Raw genomic sequence first — 21,286 nt, 5'->3', positions numbered from 1 at the left:
CCTATCCCTGTGTATAGATAATGTTTCCTTACAGAGAGTTATATTATGTAGGTGCCTTTCCTCCAATGACATTACTCATATTCTCAGGTAATATGCACCTATCCGACTCCCTATTACCCATTTGATTATCTTCATTTTATAGTTGATGTCTCATACTCTAACGAGAGGTAATAGGGTCTCCATAGTTACCGTATAATCATTGTACTGCATGACTGGCTTTAAAGACCCCGCCAAGTTACTGGTATACTTGCTTATTAACGCATGCCAGTATATTGCTTTCTGCTACTGCGACAGCATGAGCACTTGGATTTACAAACAATTTCGAGGCTCAATCACTTTCAGCCCTACAGCCTGACTGTCAACGCTTAACACATATTATTACTAATATATATCCATGACTCGCTACTGGCAGTTCAGCTTAAACCTTACCAGACAGGATTTCCACCTGTTAAATTATACGACATTGCTATGCCGCACCACAATCTTGTTATTGGTAAAATCCAATCTAATAAATTCTTTCATATTCGGTAATAAATGTTCCTCAAAAATAATCAAGCTGTAACCTATTGTACTCATAGCATTAACAAGGGAATTTTTATCTATATTTCTATGCAATAATGAAATTTCTTCAAATACTTCTGTATATGGTGAATCTGATACAAAATTAATATCAAGATTTTTTTGAATTACACAAGATACAAATGGTGGAACTTTTTTTGACAATTGTTTTATAAACATATCAATGCCAATATATTCAATAAACAAGTTTGCTATTATAATATCTGCCACTGGTAGATCATTTGCTATATCTGCTAAATCTAATTTTTTAAGCACAAGATAATCGTCTAAATTCTTATATTTTTCCTTGCAGACATCTAAATAATCTTGATTTATATCAATACCATAAACAACCTTAATCTTTGAACAATCAATATGCTCTAACCCATTTCCACCTGCTACCCCTAAAATGGCAACTGTTTCAATATTGTATTTATCTATCTGCGATTTCATAATTTCATTTAATTTCTGTAATTGCTGTACCGTCGATAATTTCATGTGATTCTCATAATCATCTAGAGGAATTCTTTCCCAAGGACTGCTCATTTTTCTCACCTTTTTATTAAATAAACCTTACATCAGATGGCGTTCTATTTACACTTCTTTTGTATTTTACATTAGGATAGCCAATAACAAATGAAAGTATAAATTCCTCATTATCTTTCATGCCTATTAATTCTTTGATTTTATTGTTGAATTTAACGGCTCTTCCTAAAAATCCAATATAACAAACTCCTAATCCTAAAGAATTAGCCTGCAATTCCATTCTTGAAGCTGCAATTCCGCCATTAACTTCAGCAAATCCTGCCTTATCTTCACTTACAATAACTATAATTTCAGGAGCGTTAAAAAATAGGCTGTCAATATTCTTTTCTTTATAATTATTATACATCTGTATCCATGAATTTCTATAATCAGGTCCGCCTTTAGTGTCAAAATTAGGATCATTTGCTGCATCATATAAAGTCCTTATAGCCAAATCCCTAACTTCATCTATTTTCTCTCTAACTACTATATAACGATTCAATTGCCTATTGCTAGCTGTAGGAGAATAACGACCAGCTTCTATTATTTTATTTAATTTATCAGTTTCTATATCCTTATTTTTAAATTGACGTATACTTCTCCTGCATTTTTGAAAATATAAAAAATCATCAGGATCTAAATTTAATCTATCCTCATCTACTTCTATTATTTCATACTTATCGTACTTCGGCATTGAAATTGAAGCTTGCGGACATATCGCCACACAATGACCACATTCATTACATAAATCTAAATCAACTTGTGCTTTTTTATTTACCAACTCAATTGCTTTTCTCGAGCAATCCTTAACGCACATTCCACATCCAATACATGTTTCTTTGTTAATAATTACATTAGCCATATAATATTCTCCTTTTATCTGCCCATCTATAATAATTTTTCTTTCCACTCATTCTCTTTAAATCCAACCAATATAACATCTTCACCTACAATTAAAGGTCTTTTAACAAGCATGCCATCAGTTGATAACAACTTAATTTTTTCTTCTTCTGACATTTCGCCAAGTTTTTCTTTAAGCTTTAAATCTTTATACAAAACTCCACTTGTATTAAAAAACTTCTTTATGGGATAACTACTTTTTTTTATCCAACCCTTCAATTCATTTTCAGTTGGATTTTCTTCCTTTATAGGTCTTTCATCAAATTCAATATTATTATCTTTTAGCCATAACTTAGCTTTTTTGCATGTACCTCATTTTGAATAACAAATAAATGTATATCTCATTTTTTTCTCCTCATTTTTGATAATTCCCCGTGTCTTCAAATAAATTAAAAATATCATTATCTTTTTTCATACCGACTCACCTATAACTTCTCAGTATATTTTCGGGGATGGACTGAAGTGACCTTAAAACTCAATAGACGGATTATTAATATCTACCAAGTATCTCCTGCAACTTCCTTGGAACCTGTTTTTTATCAAATCTTCTATATCGTTCATTGCTTCATATAAAGAAGAGCATTGCTCATACCCAAATCCAACGAGCTGGAAAAATACATCGCTGCTGTCTAAAGTAACCTTGCCCAATTCGCTTTGTCTCCAAACCCATTTCAATGTTTGTACTATATTACCGCTTGTAAATATAAGTTCCCCTTCTTGGACTTCTTCGTAATTTTCTGAGCCGAATGGCAAAAAAACATCTCTTTTTTTGCTGTAGCGAACTTCCAAATCCTCATTAATATCTATTAAATCATGTCCTCCAAGTGAAATTCCTCTTTCTATTGATATAGCATTACACAAATCAACCAAAGAGTTAATAACAGGCAGTTGTCCACCTTTTATTATTCTTTTAAACATAGCTTCTACAGAAGGAGGATACTTATTTGGATTGATACCGGATTTTCGCATGACTTCTCTGTATAATGACACATTGCGCAAATTCCTTATCTCCTCCACCTTTATTTCATCTCTCATTTTAATCTCTGCTTTTCTTAATCTTTCTTCATCCTCTAGTGTAGTTTTTGAATTTTTAATATTATTTCCTATTAATATCCCAAATTTCATATCAGGATTTAATTCAAAAACAGATTTATCTACTGTGTATTTCATTTTGTCCTCCTTTAAACAATAAATTATAGTAATTCCAGGGACGTACTTTCGCACGTTTTTTTAATGGTAGTATACTACAAAATTTTACCATTTTCAATAAGGATTGAATTGCTATAACAGGCTGAGATTTAAAAAATTAAAGATTTTTTCTTTTATTACAAGTGCATTCATAGGCATATGCATAAGATAACGGCTTATCCTCAGTAAAGTTTAAGGAGGTAAAAGTTATTCCTACAGCATATTGATTTTAGTGTAACTAACTGGAAAAACAAAATTACATTGTGAAATGTAGTCTATTAATTAAAGACACAGGAAACGTCCCCGCGTCTTTCAAAGTCGAGCCATATGATAATATTCTAATTAATTATTAAACATATTCAATAATCTTAAAAAGTGATTTGCTTCACGGATTGTATGGTCACCCAGCAGCGGAATGATGACTGACTTTATCTGGCAATCAAGTATTCCTTGTGTTCCTTGGACCTTGAAATCTCTAATTGCCTGAGTTGCCGCAAGGCTATCTTCAGTAACTCGCTTCAATGGCATATTTGAATTCATAGCCATTAGCGCCTCTCTTGTAAGTTCATCAAACTCTTTACCAAAATTATTAGCTGCTTCAAATAGCTGATCTTCGCTAGGGTCAAGAAGTCCTCTGATAAACTTAGCATGTTCCGCCATTATTTTGTTCCAGAATATTTCTTGTTGAACTGCCTCTTGATGCATATTAACCATTTCTCTATTTTGAAGTCTTTGAATCGTAGCTAAGTATAACCTTGCTTCTCGCATAATATGATCTATTAATAATGGATAATTTACAGTAAACATCTTACAAGATAAAACATTACTTAATATATTAGATTTGAACTGTATTAATTCGGTTACTAAGCCTATGGCTCTTTGATTCAATAAAAACACCTGTTCTTCCATCATAGGATTGACATTAATCATGTCATCACCCATTAAATTAGCCTCCATTTGTGTAAGTTCAGTAGGAATTCTTATTCCTGTAAAATATGAGGTCGCTATTTCCGCATTTTGTGTATATGGGGTAATAACCTCACCTGATTGAAGCACACCTTTACTGACAACACCATTGGAAAGCGATACAACCTCACCTAAAAATCTGTCAAATTCCCTTCTTAACTCGTCTGCCTTTTGTACATACCCGCTATCTCTTGGTGTAAATGATACTTCCAGAAAAAACGAGTGTTCCTTCATAATTCTTGCAAAAAAAAGATGCAATTCTAATGATTGACGGACAAAATCCATTCTTGTATACATCATATCCTCCTTCAAACTTTATATTTTACAATATATTATGAAGAATAAATATGATTGCCACCTTTTTATCAAATTTACTAGAGGCTTGCATTATCCCATATATGGCTTCATTTATTATATAACGGTTTATGAATAATGATACATGTTTCTACAAAGTATTGTAATGCTTGCTAAAACAGGTATTAGTACTATTATTGTTTTAATTGTTTTCTTCTTTTACATAAATTTTATCTATTTCGGAAATATACAAAGTATGATAATCTTTAATTGGATAATTTATATTATCTAATTCTGTCATTATAAAACATTCTGGTTTCATTTTCTGAGCGTACAATTTCTTACAGATAATAACCATGTTAGCTTCTTTAAAATATGGAGTGTCATCAATGTAATTTACTGTCAAATTACTTTTTTCTATTTTTTCTTCATCTCTTCCTGAAACTGAACCTAGATACGCCATAGTTTTTTTATATTCTTTATCAAAAAAACATAATGAATAGGTTTCTGAACTGTCAATAAATTCTTTTGTATATCTTTGAGGTCTCACTACTATATTAGTAACTTTTTTGTTCCACATGATACCGAACCCACCCCATGATGCAGTCATAGTATTAACCTTATTATCTTTTTCAGCTGTAATCAGCATCCATTCATCATTTATTAAATGAAAAACATTCTTATCCAAATACTCTGGCTTAATCTCTCTAAAATTATCCATTAAAGTCCTCCTTAAAATTTTATATAAGTATCTAAATATTATTCTTGTTAATGTATAAAGTCAAGTTTATATGTCTATTATAAAAGTAGATGTCTATAAAAAAATTAAGATTCTAATAAAAAACAAACCAAAAGAGTTGCTAACTACTCACAGTCAGCAACTCTTTTTGATTGTTCTACTTTTTAGATAAAGTGTTCATGTTTCTATTTATATCTTTTAAGTAATAATCTTCTGATGTGAAAAATTCTTTTGTTTTCGCAACTACAACCCCCGATAACCCAATTACACCAATCATATTTGGTATAACCGATAATCCAAACAAAAAGTCTAGAAAAATCCACAGAAACTGCAATCCACCAATTGCCCCTGCAAAGCATGCACCAAGATAAACGTATCGCATAACAAGTGAAAAGTTCTTACCAAAAAGATATTCTGCCAGCTTTTCCCCATAAAATAGAATGACATAAATAGTGGATATAACAAACAAGAGAATTGAAAAACTAACTAATATTCCACCAATTGGTCCATAAAAATTATTAAATGCTTGGGCAGACATTGCTGAAGCTTCAATATTAGGAGCCTTCCATATATCTGTGCTTAAAATAACCAATGCAGTCATAGTACAAATCAAAATTGTATCTACAAATACAGTAATCATTCCCCAGAATCCTTGACGAACTGCATGGTCTGTTTTAGCAGCTGAATGTGCAATAGGAGCACTTCCCATTCCTGCTTCATTGGAATAAGCACCTCTTGCTATACCCCATCTCATCGCCAAAGCTATTGTACTACCTGCAAACCCACCAATTGCTGCACGAGGTGCAAAAGAACCCTTAACGATTTCAAGTAATACAGAAGGAATTGATGTAATGTTAGCAATTATTATAATCAAGCAACCTATCATATAAAGAGAAGCCATAAACGGTACGAATTTTTCAGATATTTTACCAATTCTAGAAACACCCCCTACAACAATCAAACCAACAATTACGGTAATAATAATACCTGAAATATTTTTATCTAACCCTAAAGATGCTGCAGAGCCGGCAGCTGAATTTGCCTGAACCATGATTCCTGATACAATCGTAAACATGAATAAAAAAGCATAAGTATTACCAAGAAATTTAGACTTCAAACCATTTTTAAGATAATACATAGGTCCACCTACATAATCACCCTTAGAATTTTTTTCTCTAAATATAATACCAAGCACTACTTCAGCATACATAGTGATCATTCCTAAAATTGCAGTAATCCACATCCAAAATACAGCCCCTGGTCCTCCAAAATAAATTGCTACAGGTACACCTACAATATTTGCTGCACCAACAGTAGAAGCCAGCGCTGTAGTCATTGCCTGAAACGGCGTGAGACTACCTTCCATATCCTCTTCTTCAGAATCATTTTTCTTATTAAACAGCGAACCTAATGTCTGTGACCAAATATAACTAAAATGTGTGACTTGCAAAAACTTTAATCTGAACGAAAGAAAAATACCGCCTCCAAGTAAAAGTATTAGCATAAAAGGTCCCCAAAGCATTCCAGTAGCAGTGTTAATAAAATTTACAATTACATCCTTCATAAATTCCTCCTTTTTTATTATAGATTTATGAATATAATTTCTTGATAAATTCACTAATCAATGTATATGTGTTTGTAACTAAATCTTTGATGTATACTCTCTCTGTAAATTTATGTAAATCCTTACCCCAAGGTCCAATATTTACAACTGGAATTGATAAAGATTTAATTGTCTCAAATGGTATTGAATATAATTCATCTCTCCAAAGTGGCATATTACTTTTAATATAAGGCACTGTTGCCTCATAGTTTTGCAACGAAGTGTAACTTAAATCTGAAATCCCCATAAAGTAATGCTTTTTATGAATCTTATTTCCATATAGGGACAAATTAATTTCATTTAAGCTTTTTGATATTTCTCTAAGCTTTGAATCTAAATGTTCAAATTTGTTATTTGATATGTGAGGATAATATGGCGGTGAAATTGCAATTACAACAACTGGACCACTATATTGTGTTAGTTTCATAACTTCTTTTATTATTTCAAAATTGCTTTCAGGCATAGATATTTTTCCTTTTTTTATACTATCTGTAATTCTTGTATAAGTTTTTTCAAGTACATTTTCAACTTCATCTTTGTTGTTTTTAATAGCATCCAATAAAAATTCATCGTAAAGCTTTACATTTATAGGAAAGGAAAGCCTATGCTCAGAATCTCCATAATAGATATTTGCGTTTTTATTATAATTTTCTAAAGATTCAATTAATGAATCAACACATATCTTCTTCATTATCGATAGAATATCTTTAGGTGTTTTGGTTAATGTTAGAAAACTTAAAAATCCACCTGCAGATTCTGGTATTGAGGCATCATAACACTCCTTAAAATCCCTTGCAAAACCCCAAGAAGGCGGTGGCGCTATTTCCCCTAAGTCTCTATCACATAATTCACTGTTTATTTCTGTATTGTTTATTATTTTAGAAAGAATTAAACTAGGATTAAAGCCATTAAAAATTTCTCCAATATGACTTTTAATACCTTTTACATAAACAGTAATCATTGTTTTACCGACTGAACCTTCGTAGATTACAGGTATATTTTTATCATCTCTACTATGAGGTTCAGAATTAATTATCAATGAGTATTTTAGTTGGAATTTTTTCTCTAATTTTTTGAGTAATATACTTGCATGGCGCATTCCTGCGGAAATCGTTTCTTCATCAGGTACAGATAAGAATAATATACTTGCATCACATTTAGTATCTTTAGAAAAATCCTCAAGTATTTTAAGCTGAATACACATTCCAGCCTTCATATCTGCTGTTCCACGACCAAATATCCATTCCTGCGAAAATAAATCATCCGTAATTTCTTTATTTAATTTTATCTTTTTTAATTCTTTTTCAATGCTTTCTGTATTATGTGCTATGTTCTTTAAACTTCCATAATCATTTACATCTACTACATCATGATGATTTAATAAAATAATAGTTTTGTCACTTTTACCCTTTTTTAGTGCCCATACATTACTCCGTCCTAAATCATCCGATGGAATCATTTCTATACCGTAGTTTCCAGTTGTATCAAAATATGGTATGCTAGAGATGAAATTACAAATTGAATTTTCCATATCAATTTCCATTTCTGTGTGAGTGTCACTTTGAATAGAAACAAAAAATTTTAGCATATCTATTATGTTATTACTTTCTTTCAATATTACACCTCCAAGACTTTCATTCACTTAAGTGATAGTATTATTGACATTATATCAACTATCCGTTTGATAAAGATTATATAAATCGTTTGAAAATCGTTTAAATAGCATTTTTTATATCTATTTTAATTAACTTTGTTGTATAATAAGTTATGATATAAAACAAGGAGGCTAATTTTGAACATAGATAAAATCTTATATAATGGAAATATTATAACTATGAGAAAAGAATCTGAAAGGGCTGAAGCTATAGCGATATCTGATGATAAAATTGTTGCTGTAGGAAAAAACTGCGAGATATTAGAAATAAGATCTTCTAATACAGAACTAATTAATCTTGATAAAAAAACAGTACTCCCCGGTTTTTTCGATTCTCACATTCATTTAGTATCAACCATTCTAAGCAACATAGCCATAAACTGTTTTGAAGCAAAATCTATTTCTGAAATATTAGATTTAATTGAAGCTAAAAAAAATAACATGGGCAATATGCCATTAATCTATGGTAAGGGAATTTCAAATTTTACGTTAAAAGAAAAAAGATTTCCTACACGAAGAGAAATAGACCTCGTGGCTCCTAATATTCCTGTAATCCTTAGCAGTATAGAATTTCATACTGTTATTGTGAATTCTTATGCAATGCATTTATTTAACATTCCATTCACTACTAACTCTTTCGAAAAAGATTCAGAAAATAGATTTACTGGAAAAATAAGCAATAGAGGAAGCTATATAGCAAGAAAAAAAATGTTTGAAATGATAAGCGATAAAATTTATCTAGATAATTTAGATAAAACAATGTCTCAAATTGTAAAGCAAGGCATAACAACAGCTATTACTGTAGAAGGAGGCTCCTTATTTCATAATAATCATGCAGAATTCATTTTAAATAATAAAAATATATTTCCTATTGATATTGAATTATTTTATTCAACTACAAATACATCTAAAGTATTAAGTGCAGGCTTACCTAGAATAGGTGGAGATATTTTTTTAGATGGCTCATTTCGCTCACAAAATGCAGCCTTATATGAACCATATAGCGATAACAAAAATTCAACTGGGTTTTTATTTTTTAACCGTGATGAATTATTTGAATTTATATCCCAATCTGACAATCTGCGACTACAAATTGCAATACATGCAGTAGGTCCAAGAGCAATAGATATGCTTTTAGATTGCTATGAACAAGCAATAAAAGAGAATAATACAAGTAATCAAAGACATCGTATAGAACATTTTGAACTACCTACCGAAAAACAAATACTGAGAGCTAAAGAATTAAATCTTGTATTAGCAATGCATCCAACATATGAACTTTATTTTCGAGGAAAAGATGATATGTACGATAAACGTATAGGTTATGAAAGAACAAGATTAACAAATCCATTTAAAAATATTATAGATAAAGATATTACTGTTGCGGGTTGTTCAGACAGTGATGTTCTCCCAATCGATACAATGCTTGGTGTACATGCTGCTACAAATCATATTAACGAAAATTCAAGAATTTCTACCTATGAAGCACTTAAAATGTATACAATAAATGGAGCTTATGGAATTTTCCAAGAAAATATTAAAGGAACTTTAGAAAAAAGCAAATTAGCAGATATAGTAGTACTTTCTTCTGACCCAATAATAACAAAAAAGGAATACTTGAAAGATATAAAAATTCTTCTAACAATGAAATCAGGAAAAATATTGTATAATTCTCTTGGAGGATTAAAGTATGATTGAATTTAAATTTCTTGGAACATATAAAATAATAAGCAATGATGTTGATATAACACATAAATTTTCATTAAAAGATAAAGGATTAATTTGCTATATATTGGCAAACAATCAATATATATTTAATAGAGATATGCTTGCTAATATGTTTTGGGATAATTATAAAAGAGAATCTGCATACAGTAATCTTCGCTACACAATTTGGCATTTAAGAAAAATTTTTCATGAACATGAGAATGATATCATCATTCATTCTCGTGGAAAAAATGTTATTGAAATCGAAGAAAAAAATGTACATATTGACCTAAGAGAATGGCAAAGATTAACCGAAACTTATAGAATTGAAAAAAATACCTCTCTAGATATATTAATGGAAATATCAAACACTTATGAAGGAGATTTTTTAAAAGACTTCTATATTTATGATAATCTTGAGTTTAACGATTGGGTATTTAATATGAAAGAAAAACTTCAAAGATTATATTTTGAAGTGCAAATGGATTTAGCTAAAGTATATTCAGACAATAATCAAATTCGAGAATCAATAAACCAATTAAACAAGCTCATCAAAATTGACCCACTTAATGAATCTGTCTATTATGCTATTATTAAGTTCCAATACCAGTCAGGTAATAAGGTTGCTGCTGTTAATACATACAGAAAACTGAAGCTTTTACTGAGAAAAGAATTAAACATTAGCCCTAGCGATAAAATACAAGAATTTTATCATCATATTTTGAAAGATGAATTCAAAGAAGAAGTTGAAAACACATATATACCAGAGAAAAACACTAAAAAAACTTCAAAAGAATCTAAAAAAAAGAAAATCACCTTTTTCATATCAGCTGATTCAATTTGTCTAAAGAAATTTCACCAGGAAATTGCAAAACAAACAAAAACAGATAAAGAATATCATATTGATATTTGCCAAAGCCCTGGCAAAAGAATAAATTACGAAGGTATATTTGAAATATTAGATGAAGTACAAGAATATTTTGAGAATTACGATACTTCAAGAAAATTGGAATATGATGATTTAGTTTCATCAGTAAAGAGTTCAAGTACTATAGACTATTATTTATTTAACAATGTTACACAAATTCTTGATGTATACATGAAAACAGATATAATAATTAGAATTTGGAATTTTCACTTTCTGGATTCCAAATCAACAGACTTCATATCTTTTTTATATAGAAATATGAAATTTAATAAAATAAATATTAAAATAATCGTCGAAGAAAAATGGATAAACGAAAAAATGAATTTCTTTATAGAATCTTTCTCCAGAGAAATTGGATTTAACCAAATTAATACCATATAAGATATCATGTATGTTCAACTCTAATATTAAAAGGAGTATATTGGTAAAAAATTAACATTGACGACTTATTGGTTATTATAATACAATATTGGAAATAGTAAATGTATTTTACTATTATTAACATTTAAACCAAGAGGAGGACGTGACGATTTATGAAAAAAACAAACTTATTTAAACGCTCATTAGCATTACTATTAGTACTTTCTATGACATTTATGTTTGTAGGGTGTCAAGGAGAGCAAGATGTTAAACAAGAAGTTGAAGCAGGCAAGTATACACCTGGTACTTATACAGGTATTGGTAAGGGGATAAATGGTGATGTAGTTGTTTCTATCACAGTAGATGAAAACAATATTAAAGAAGTTACTGTAACTGAACATGAGGAAACTGCTGGAATTTCAGACCCTGCTATTAATGACCTTCCAGAGAAAATAATTGAAGCACAGTCAATAGAAGTTGACGTAATATCTGGTGCAACAATGACATCCAATGCTATTTTAGAAGCAGTAAAAACTGCACTCGCTGAAGCATCAGGAGAAAAAGTCGCTATTGAAGAAAATGAAGAAATGGCATTTACAGACCCTGATGTATTGGTTGTAGGTGCTGGTTTTGCAGGCGTAAATGCTGCTATAGAAGCTGCTGACCTCGGAGCAAAAGTTATAATTTTCGAGCAAAACAGTATAATTGGCGGATCAATAAATTATGCAGGAGGAACCCTTTCTGGAGCTGGAACAAAGATGCAAAAAGATGCAGATGTAGAAGATACTCCTGAACTTTTCTATGAGGATATCGAACGTTTAGGTGGAGATATTTTCATTCCAGAATTAACTAAAAAACATGTTGAAAGTTCTGCTGCTGCTGTAGATTGGATGGATTCACTAGGAGCTGATTTTGGTGATAGATTACCTAAGCAGCCAGCAACTTATGAAGCTTTTGGAATTCCACGTGAACATAGAGTAGAAAAAGGAACTGTATATTTAGAAACAGTGAAACCCCTACTTGAAAAACATATAGAAGATGGAAATATAATACTTCTAATGGAAACAGAAGTTAAAGACATAGTTATTGAAGATGGAGCAGTAACTGGTGTTATAGCAAAATCAAAAGATGGCGAAGATGTTACTTATAATGCTAAATCAACTATACTAGCAACAGGTGGTTATGCACATAATGAAGAATGGATAAACCGCTATAACTTTAAAAATGTACTTTCAATGGCACCTGCACATGCTACAGGATCAGGATATGATTTTGCCGAAAAAGCTGGAGCTGTATTCTCAAATATGGAATACCTTCCTGCATATGCAGGCGGTGTGCCAGTATCAGATACAGGATTCAAATTAAGCATAACTGCTAATACCTCTAAATATCCAGGAGCTATTTGGGTTAATAAAGATGGAGCTAGGATGATTGATGAAATAGATAGCACGCCTGGTCCTATACAAAATACATGGGCTACTGCACCTGATAACATAGTTTATATAGTATTTGATGAAACTATGAAACAAGCAAATGAACCAATCCTTACAGTGAATTCTCAATCAGATGAAGGATGGACAAGATTTGAAGAAGAACTAGAAAAAGGTGAAGTAGTATTTAAAGCAGATACAATTGAAGAGTTAGGTGAAAAAGCTGGTATTAATCCATCAATCCTTGCAGAAACAATCGAAAAATATAATGGATTCGCAGAAGCTGGTGAAGATAAAGATTTTGGAAGAGAAAATTATCTTGAAAAACTTGAAACTGGACCATACTATGCAGTTAAAACCGTTCCTTATGTATTGTTAACTAAAGGTGGCCCAAAAATGAATGACAAAGCTCAAATACTTAACGAGGATAATCAACCTATTTCTGGACTTTACCAATGCGGCGAGCTAGTAGGAGGAGCAAACATTGGAGGTGCAGCATCAGTAGGTGGATTGGCTAACACAATATGTGTTGTATGGGGCAAAATAGCAGCACAAAATGCCGTGGAATTTTCACTACAGTAAATAATTGCAAATATTAATATTATAATCCAACTTAAAAATAAAAAGTTGAGAGATTAGGCTATTGGCTATACAGTCAATAGCCTTTTTCTTGAATTTTCAGCACAAGATTGCATTGAAAAACAATTTCATGAAGGTGATAACGTTCTTGCTGAATTAACTGAAGCTACTAAAACACCTACTGCAGGTTGTACTCCAGCATTTACCGAAGAACAATTATGGAGATGGAGAAGTTACAGGTTGAATCCTTTTACCCTACTAAGTCAATTCGCAGGCAACTTAAAGACATTATTACATATAATATAACATATTGCATTTTATTTTAATAATGAAGGGGGTATTTTAGTTAATGAAATATTATTCAAATCCTTATAAATTTAAGTGTATGAATATAAATAAATTTGATAAAAATGATTATTCTAACGAAAGAGCAGGATATTTAGAAATAACGGTTATAGATGCTCAAACTGGTATGCCTATAAAGGATGTAGATATTGAAGTGTTTATATTAACTATATCGGGTAATTATGCTGAAAAGGGTATCTCGCAATTAATTGAAAGATATTCTACAGATGAAAATGGTACAATTCCTATATTAGAATTACCATTAATTGAATGGCCTAATAATCGATACTTTGCACTTATAGATGTTTTTGGATACTATAGTATTACCATAGTAAACATACCTATTTATGAAGAAATTAAGACTATATACAATGTCGAAATGAACCTAATTACATCTCCAACTCCTATACGTGAATATATAAGAACTCCATCAAAGACCGAGTATTATACTTCTCCACTTTGGTACTTTTAACTATAAGAGCCTTGGAGTTGAAAAACTTTAGGGATGGATATTTTAAAACTATTATGGTTTATTTTAAAATAATCCGTCCTCTTCGTACCTCATTCATTTTTTTCTACAGGTTTACCTGCTTCAATAAGAATCTTGTTAACTCTCATAAAAAAAGTCAATATTACTATTAAGGTACCAGTTCCAATCATCAGCCATTCGATTCTAATGTAATCAGCCATCGGACCGAACACAAGCATTCCCAAAGGCATCATAACACTTGTTATCATTCCTAAAACACTGAATACCCTTCCTAAAAAATCACCTTCAACCTTTTCCTGAAATAGTACCATTGCCGGTGTATTAAATATAGGCATTGCTATTCCAAATGTACCCATAAAAATTATGAATAACCAAAAGTTAGGAACTAACCCTAATGCTATAGCACTTATTCCCATGACAAAAACCGAAATGCTCATTGAATGAATCTTGTTTCTAAATCCACCCCAGGTAGCCATAATAAGTCCTCCAAACATCATTCCTATTGAAAATGTGATTTCAATTGCAGTCAACCGCCATACATCATCACCAAAACTTCGAGTTACCTGTAAAGGTGTTAAAAACGCAGATGGTGCAGCCAAAATATAAAAAATTGCCAGGAAAAAAAACATTGTTTTTAAAAAGCTATGTTTATTAATATAAATTAAGCCTTCCTTCATATCGGCGAAATAGCTAATATCTTGTTTTTCTAAAGCTTTAGCATGTAATGGAACCCTTAAAAATAAAAGCAATATCACTACAGCTATAAATGCAGTAACAACATCTATCATGAATATTACTTCAATAGTAGTCACTGATAACAGTGCACCGCTTAGCATCGGTGACAATAATGATACCATTGACTGTATACTACTATTTGTTGCATTTACTTTAGTAAGCTTTTCCATGGGAACTATCTGCGGAATAATTGCATTAACTGCAGGAGATTGAATACCTCCACCTAGAGAACGGATTGTAGCAGCAGCAAAGAGCATCCACATTGAATTATAACCACTATAGAAAGTTATTGCCAAAATTAATGTTGTGATTGCAATCAACGAGTCTGCCAAAATGATAATTTTCTTCCTGTCGTAACGGTCAGCCCACACACCTGCAAATGGTGAAAGAAAAAAAGTTGGCAAAAATCCGCATATAATATATACAGTCATCATAACTCCTGACTGAGTCTCTAATGTAATGTGCCACATTATCGCATATTGAACCAACGCAGAACCAAACAATGATAATGTCTGACTTAATATAAAAAGAATAGTGTTGTTTTTCCAGTTATTTTCCATATATACCTCGATTATTATAATACAATTTTATTCCATATTTAAGACAATTAATAATATACTTATTTATTATCATCTGTCAATGAAAACAACAAAAAACATCAGATGAAATATCCCCTCGATTAATTGAATTCAGCCATATTTTTTCTATATCTTGCTGGCACAAATTGAAACTGGAGGTTAATATTTTCTCTTTCTTTGATTGCCAAATCAGTAAAATATTGTTTCCACAATTTATGTATCATTTTTTCATCTAATGAAAATTCAATATTGTCAATTTTGACATTTTCTTTAATTTCCCACTTATCATCCGCATAAACTACTACTTTATTTCTTTTTTCATCAAATATAATAAACCTTTCATACTTATATCTGTCTGCAAAATGATCTGCTATTAAAATACTTATGTCATTATCAGGAGAATATTTAGCATACAAAACTCCTCCTATATCTGAAAATCTGAGTATTCCAAGCACTCTATGTACTTCCTTAGCAACCTTTGTGTATATTTCATTAATTGGAAGGACTTTTTCATGAGTATAGAAGTTCATAGTTCTTTTACCATATTTAAATGCAAATATTAAAAAATCTAAAATTATATTATTTTTGTCAACAGTATTTGAAAGATAACAATAATAAATATGAATATAAGCTTCCCTAGAAATCAATTTATTAATTGCATCAGAAACAATTTTTGCCTTCGTTACATCTGTTTTCACTATTTCTGACTGAAATACAATTGACTGCTGATAACTATCCAATTCATATATTCCATTTGCTTTTTCTTTTTTGTAATGATAAAAAACGCTTGTCATTAAACCTTCAAAAGTACCATCATATAAATAATCCATATTTACCTCTTATAACAATTCAAAAATACTTATTTGCTTTTGTACTTCCTTCATTCTTATTTCATCTTTTATAGCATCAGGTTCAAGTTTAACATTACCGTAGTATTTTCCCTTTACAGTTATGAAATATTTTGCTCTTTTTAAAACTGTTCTTATTTTTTTAAGAGAATCATATGATAATTCAGCATTCTTTCTTTCTCTAATTATTCTCTGTGCGCTAGTTACTCCAAGCCCAGGAACTCTTAATAATTCCTCATAAGAAGCTTTGTTGATTTCTATGGGAAATCTATCTAAATGCCTCAATGCATACATCATTTTAGGGTCGAATTCCAAATCAAGATTTGGCTCTATTTCGGTAAACAACTCTTCAGAGTTAAAATAATAAAAGCGCATAAGCCAGTCTGCCTGATACAGCCTATGTTCCCTTAAAAGAGGAGGCATGGTGCTTACTGCAGGCAAATTCGGTGATGACATAACAGGAATATATGCAGAAAAAAACACTCTTTTCATTCTAAATTTGTCATATAAATTTTGAGATACATTAAGTATAGTTTTATCGCTATCCGAAGTGGCTCCGATTATCATTTGCGTTGACTGTCCTCCCGGAACAAATCTCTGAACATTTTTAAAATAATTTTTATCCTCAATAGTCCTTGAAATTTCATTATGTATTAATGACATCGGCTGTAAAATATTTGCTACCTTTTTTTGAGGTGCTAATATTTGCAGACTTTCTTTAGTAGGAAGCTCAATATTAACACTTACCCTGTCTGCTAACATACCTGTCTTTTGAATTAAAAGAGAATTTGCTCCTGGAATTACCTTTACATGAACATATCCCCAAAAATTATACTTATATCTTAACAGCTCAAGGACTCTATAAATATTTTCCATAGTATGGTCAGGACTTTTTACTACTGCTGAGCTTAAAAATAACCCTTCTATATAATTTCTTCTATAAAACTGTATAGTGAGTTCTGCCACCTCTTCTGGAGTAAATGTTGCCCTCTTAGTAGGATTAGTTACTTTATTCAAACAATATTTACAGTCATAAATACAATCATTTGAAAGTAAAATTTTAAGAAGGGAAATACACCTGCCATCCGTCGACCATGAATGGCATATTCCTGCAGCAGAAGAGTTTCCTACTCCACCCACAGAATTATTCTTTCTTTCAACACCACTTGAAACACATGAAACATCATACTTTGCCGCATCAGATAAAATTCTAAGCTTTTCAAATATATTATCATCCATAATCTCACCAAATTTTTTAAGATAACTAATTATATAACAAAGAAAAAGAGTTGTCAAACATTTGTTCGATTTAATTCCCTTTTTGTATTGTAGGGGACGCATTGCATGCGTCCCGCGGTATGCATGCAATGCATACCCTACATTTAAACATTATTAAGCGATTTTTTTATAAATATCAAAATTACATATTGACTTTTAGTAAATCAAAATGTATAATAATAAAAATATTACTAGGAGCTATTTTTAAAAGCATTGGAATTCAAACATTATTAATAAGTTTCAAATAATATTTATTACGAAACTAAAATATTTATTTACAAGGAGATATTATAATATGCCTAAACGAACTGACATTAATAAAATCCTAATAATCGGATCTGGTCCCATCATCATAGGTCAAGCATGTGAATTTGATTACTCTGGAACCCAAGCCTGCAAAGCATTAAGAAAATTAGGTTATGAAATTGTTCTGGTTAACTCTAATCCTGCCACTATAATGACTGATGCAGGTATAGCCGATTCAACTTACATAGAACCATTGAATGTAAAAAGTTTAACTGAAATAATCAAAAAAGAAAGACCAGATGCGGTATTGCCTAATTTAGGTGGACAAACTGCATTAAATCTTTGTTCCGAACTTAGTAAAAGCGGAATTCTTGATGAATTTAAAGTTAAAGTAATAGGTGTTCAGATAGATGCTATTGAACGTGGTGAAGACCGAATTGAATTTAAAGAAACAATGGATAAATTAGGTATTGAAATGCCCAGAAGCCACGCTGCATACAGTGTTGCAGAAGCCGAAAAAATAGCACAGGAACTTGGGTATCCAGTTGTTATCAGACCTGCTTATACAATGGGTGGCACTGGTGGAGGACTTGTTTACAATGTTGATGAACTCAGAACAATAGCAAACCGTGGAATTGCTGCCAGCATGGTAGGTCAAGTTCTTGTAGAAGAATCCGTTTTAGGCTGGGAAGAGCTTGAACTCGAAGTTGTCAGAGACAGCAAAAATCAAATGATTACAGTATGTTTTATAGAAAATATAGATGCAGTTGGAGTGCATACAGGAGATTCATTCTGTTCAGCACCAATGCTTACAATTAGCAATGAACTTCAAGAAAAACTTCAAAAATATGCATATTCAGTTGTAGAGGCTATTGAAGTTATTGGTGGAACCAACGTTCAATTTGCACATGACCCTAAAACTGGTAGAATAGTTATAATTGAAATAAACCCTCGTACATCACGCTCATCAGCACTAGCATCAAAGGCCACAGGTTTTCCCATCGCATTAATTTCAGCAATGCTTGCTGCTGGACTCACTCTTGATGAAATACCATATTGGAAAGAAGGAACATTAGATAAATATACGCCGACTGGTGACTATGTTGTAATTAAATTTGCTCGTTGGGCATTTGAAAAATTCCATGGATCACAGGATAAATTAGGAACTCAAATGCGTGCAGTTGGTGAAGTAATGAGTATAGGCAAGAATTACAAAGAAGCAATACAAAAAGCAATCCGCTCATTGGAAATAGATCGCTATGGATTGGGATTCGCAAAAGATTTCAATAATTATTCTTTGGACGAACTTCTTTCAATGCTGACAGAACCCACAAGCGAGCGTCAATTCATTATGTATGAAGCACTAAGAAAAGGTGCAGATATAGAACAATTACACAAAATAACATATATAAAACCATATTTCATTGAACAAATGAAAGAATTAGTTTTATTAGAAGAAGAAATATTAAAATATAAAAATAAAAAATTGCCAGACGAATTATTGATTACAGCAAAAAAGGATGGATTTGCAGACCTTTATCTTGCACAATTGTTAAACAAATCTGAAACCGAAATTCGAAAACAAAGAACTAAATTGGGAATTGTGGAAGGATGGGAAGCTGTTCCTGTAAGTGGCGTAGTAAATGCATCATATTATTTTTCAACATACAATGCTTTAGATAAAACTACAGTCAGTAGCAAACCTAAGGTTATGATTTTAGGAGGCGGACCCAACAGAATTGGACAAGGAATTGAATTTGATTATTGCTGTGTACATACTGCCTTTGCACTAAAGGATTTAGGATATGAAACAGTCATGGTTAACTGCAATCCTGAAACAGTATCTACTGATTATGATACATCAGACAAATTGTATTTTGAGCCATTAACAGTTGAAGATGTACTAAGTATTTATGAAAAAGAAAAACCATTAGGTGTCATAGTTCAGTTTGGCGGTCAGACTCCTTTAAATATTGCAAGAGAGTTAGAAAAATCAGGAGTAAGAATTCTTGGCACTTCTCAAGACACTATAGACCTTGCAGAAGATAGAGACCGTTTCGATCATATAATGAATAAATTAAATATTCCAATGCCAGAATCAGGAATGGCTGTTACTGTTGATGATGCAATTAAAATTGCAGACAAAATAGGTTATCCTTTAATGGTTAGACCATCATATGTTTTAGGCGGAAGAGGAATGGAGATAGTGCATGATGATAATATGCTGAAAAAATATATGAGCGCAGCAGTTGGTGTAACTCCAGACAGACCAATATTAATAGACAAATTCTTAGGTCATGCTATAGAAACAGAGGCAGATGCAATATCTGACGGAAATGACACATTCGTACCTACAGTTATGGAACATATTGAATATGCAGGTACACATTCAGGAGATTCAGCCTGTGTAATTCCTCCTGTTGGTATTTCTAAAAAACATATTGACACCATAATTGATTATACAAAGAAAATTTCAAAAGAAATGAACGTAATAGGACTCATGAACATGCAATATGCGATAGCTGACGATAAAGTATATGTACTTGAAGCAAATCCCAGAGCATCCAGGACAGTGCCTTTAGTATCAAAGGTATGCAATATTCCAATGGTTAGAATTGCTACAGAAATAATAATGGCAAATTATAAAGGAAAGAAGTTTGACATGAGCAAATTAGTCAATAAAAAAATCCCTCATTACGGAGTAAAAGAAGCAGTACTTCCATTCAATATGTTTCCTGAAGTTGATCCAATATTAGGACCTGAAATGCGTTCAACAGGAGAAGTATTAGGTATGGAGGATTCTTACGAATTAGCCTATTATAAAGCACAGGAGGCAGCAAACACACCTCTTCCTTCATCAGGAACTGTATTAATAAGCGTGAATGATACAGACAAAGAGGACGTTTTAGAAGCTGCAAGGGAATTTTCCAGAATTGGTTTTAAAATAAAAGCTACCGTAGGAACACGAAAATTCTTAAAAGAAAATAAAATCGATTGTGAACTAATTAAGAAAATAACAGAAGGAAGACCTAATATAGCCGATGGAATTGCCAAAAAAGAAATTGACATCATCATCAACACACCTCTGACAAAATTAAGCGAATTCGATGATTCTTTTATTAGAAAAATAGCTATTAAAAACAATATTCATTATATAACAACAATGACAGCAGCATTAGCCAGCGCTAAAGGAATAGCTGCATTTATACAAAATGGCAAGTCAATTCACAATAAAAAATCTTTGCAAGAATATCACAATGATATAAAATAATAATTAATAATGATATAAAAATTAAACTATTATAAAAAACTGCATCCTATAATATGCAGTTTTT

General features: G+C 31.5%; 16 protein-coding genes. 5 read left to right on the top strand and 11 right to left on the bottom strand.

Translation table 11 applies throughout. From position 1 onward, the window contains the following. Positions 1-453: 453 nt before the first annotated feature. The 8 genes from U8307_RS11425 to U8307_RS11390 form a co-directional block, all read right to left on the bottom strand. Positions 454-1,104, bottom strand: coding sequence for a methyltransferase type 11 (locus U8307_RS11425; protein ID WP_326907994.1), 651 nt, complete (start codon positions 1,102-1,104; stop codon positions 454-456). A gap of 16 nt (positions 1,105-1,120) precedes the next feature. Further along, the gene (locus U8307_RS11420) at positions 1,121-1,945 is read right to left on the bottom strand and encodes a nitroreductase family protein (protein ID WP_326907992.1); all 825 of its coding nucleotides are present in this window, start codon (positions 1,943-1,945) and stop codon (positions 1,121-1,123) included. A 26-nt stretch (positions 1,946-1,971) separates the two neighbouring features. Then, entirely contained in the window at positions 1,972-2,328 is a 357-nt protein-coding gene (locus U8307_RS11415; RefSeq protein ID WP_326907990.1) for an arsenate reductase family protein, read from the bottom strand. A 123-nt stretch (positions 2,329-2,451) separates the two neighbouring features. After that, positions 2,452-3,153: a B3/B4 domain-containing protein gene (locus U8307_RS11410; protein ID WP_326907988.1), complete on the bottom strand. Its 702-nt coding sequence runs from the start codon at positions 3,151-3,153 to the stop codon at positions 2,452-2,454. A gap of 360 nt (positions 3,154-3,513) precedes the next feature. Beyond that, the gene (locus U8307_RS11405; protein ID WP_326907986.1) at positions 3,514-4,434 is read right to left on the bottom strand and encodes a DUF2935 domain-containing protein; all 921 of its coding nucleotides are present in this window, start codon (positions 4,432-4,434) and stop codon (positions 3,514-3,516) included. Between the two features lie 199 nt (positions 4,435-4,633). After that, the gene (locus tag U8307_RS11400; RefSeq protein WP_326907984.1) at positions 4,634-5,152 is read right to left on the bottom strand and encodes a flavin reductase; all 519 of its coding nucleotides are present in this window, start codon (positions 5,150-5,152) and stop codon (positions 4,634-4,636) included. A gap of 175 nt (positions 5,153-5,327) precedes the next feature. After that, positions 5,328-6,734, bottom strand: coding sequence for an alanine/glycine:cation symporter family protein (locus U8307_RS11395; protein WP_326907983.1), 1,407 nt, complete (start codon positions 6,732-6,734; stop codon positions 5,328-5,330). Positions 6,735-6,759: 25 nt separating this feature from the next. Then, positions 6,760-8,388, bottom strand: a complete 1,629-nt coding sequence (locus U8307_RS11390) for a M20/M25/M40 family metallo-hydrolase (protein ID WP_326907981.1) — start codon at positions 8,386-8,388, stop codon at positions 6,760-6,762. 177 nt (positions 8,389-8,565) lie between these two features. Between U8307_RS11390 and U8307_RS11385 the strand changes: the two genes are divergently transcribed. The 4 genes from U8307_RS11385 to U8307_RS11370 all read left to right on the top strand — a co-directional run bounded on the left by U8307_RS11385 (position 8,566) and on the right by U8307_RS11370 (position 14,248). Beyond that, positions 8,566-10,125, top strand: coding sequence for an amidohydrolase (locus U8307_RS11385; RefSeq protein ID WP_326907979.1), 1,560 nt, complete (start codon positions 8,566-8,568; stop codon positions 10,123-10,125). Next, positions 10,118-11,443 (top strand): AfsR/SARP family transcriptional regulator, encoded by a 1,326-nt coding sequence (locus tag U8307_RS11380; RefSeq protein WP_326907977.1) that lies wholly within the window; start codon positions 10,118-10,120, stop codon positions 11,441-11,443. The genes U8307_RS11385 and U8307_RS11380 overlap by 8 nt, the downstream gene beginning before the upstream one ends. A gap of 152 nt (positions 11,444-11,595) precedes the next feature. Continuing rightward, a complete protein-coding gene (locus U8307_RS11375; RefSeq protein WP_326907975.1) occupies positions 11,596-13,434 on the top strand; it encodes an FAD-dependent oxidoreductase in 1,839 nt (612 codons plus the stop codon). A 346-nt stretch (positions 13,435-13,780) separates the two neighbouring features. Then, positions 13,781-14,248 (top strand): hypothetical protein, encoded by a 468-nt coding sequence (locus U8307_RS11370; RefSeq protein ID WP_326907973.1) that lies wholly within the window; start codon positions 13,781-13,783, stop codon positions 14,246-14,248. An 89-nt stretch (positions 14,249-14,337) separates the two neighbouring features. Here the strand turns inward: U8307_RS11370 and U8307_RS11365 are convergent, their stop codons facing one another. From U8307_RS11365 to U8307_RS11355, 3 genes are all read right to left on the bottom strand, one after another. Continuing rightward, on the bottom strand, positions 14,338-15,561 hold the full coding sequence (locus U8307_RS11365) for an MFS transporter (protein WP_326907971.1): 1,224 nt from the start codon (positions 15,559-15,561) through the stop codon (positions 14,338-14,340). A 119-nt stretch (positions 15,562-15,680) separates the two neighbouring features. Beyond that, complete coding sequence (locus U8307_RS11360; protein ID WP_326907969.1) at positions 15,681-16,409, bottom strand: TIGR03915 family putative DNA repair protein; 729 nt, start codon at positions 16,407-16,409, stop codon at positions 15,681-15,683. 9 nt (positions 16,410-16,418) lie between these two features. Further along, on the bottom strand, positions 16,419-17,666 hold the full coding sequence (locus U8307_RS11355) for a putative DNA modification/repair radical SAM protein (protein WP_326907967.1): 1,248 nt from the start codon (positions 17,664-17,666) through the stop codon (positions 16,419-16,421). Positions 17,667-18,000: 334 nt separating this feature from the next. Here U8307_RS11355 and carB point away from each other — a divergent pair, with 334 nt between their 5' ends. Then, the gene (gene carB, locus U8307_RS11350) at positions 18,001-21,222 is read left to right on the top strand and encodes a carbamoyl-phosphate synthase large subunit (RefSeq protein ID WP_326907965.1); all 3,222 of its coding nucleotides are present in this window, start codon (positions 18,001-18,003) and stop codon (positions 21,220-21,222) included. Positions 21,223-21,286: the final 64 nt, after the last annotated feature.

The organism is Sedimentibacter sp. MB31-C6 (assembly GCF_035934735.1).
Classification (GTDB): Bacteria; Bacillota; Clostridia; order Tissierellales; family Sedimentibacteraceae; genus Sedimentibacter.
This window is presented reverse-complemented; position numbering and strand designations above follow the sequence as displayed.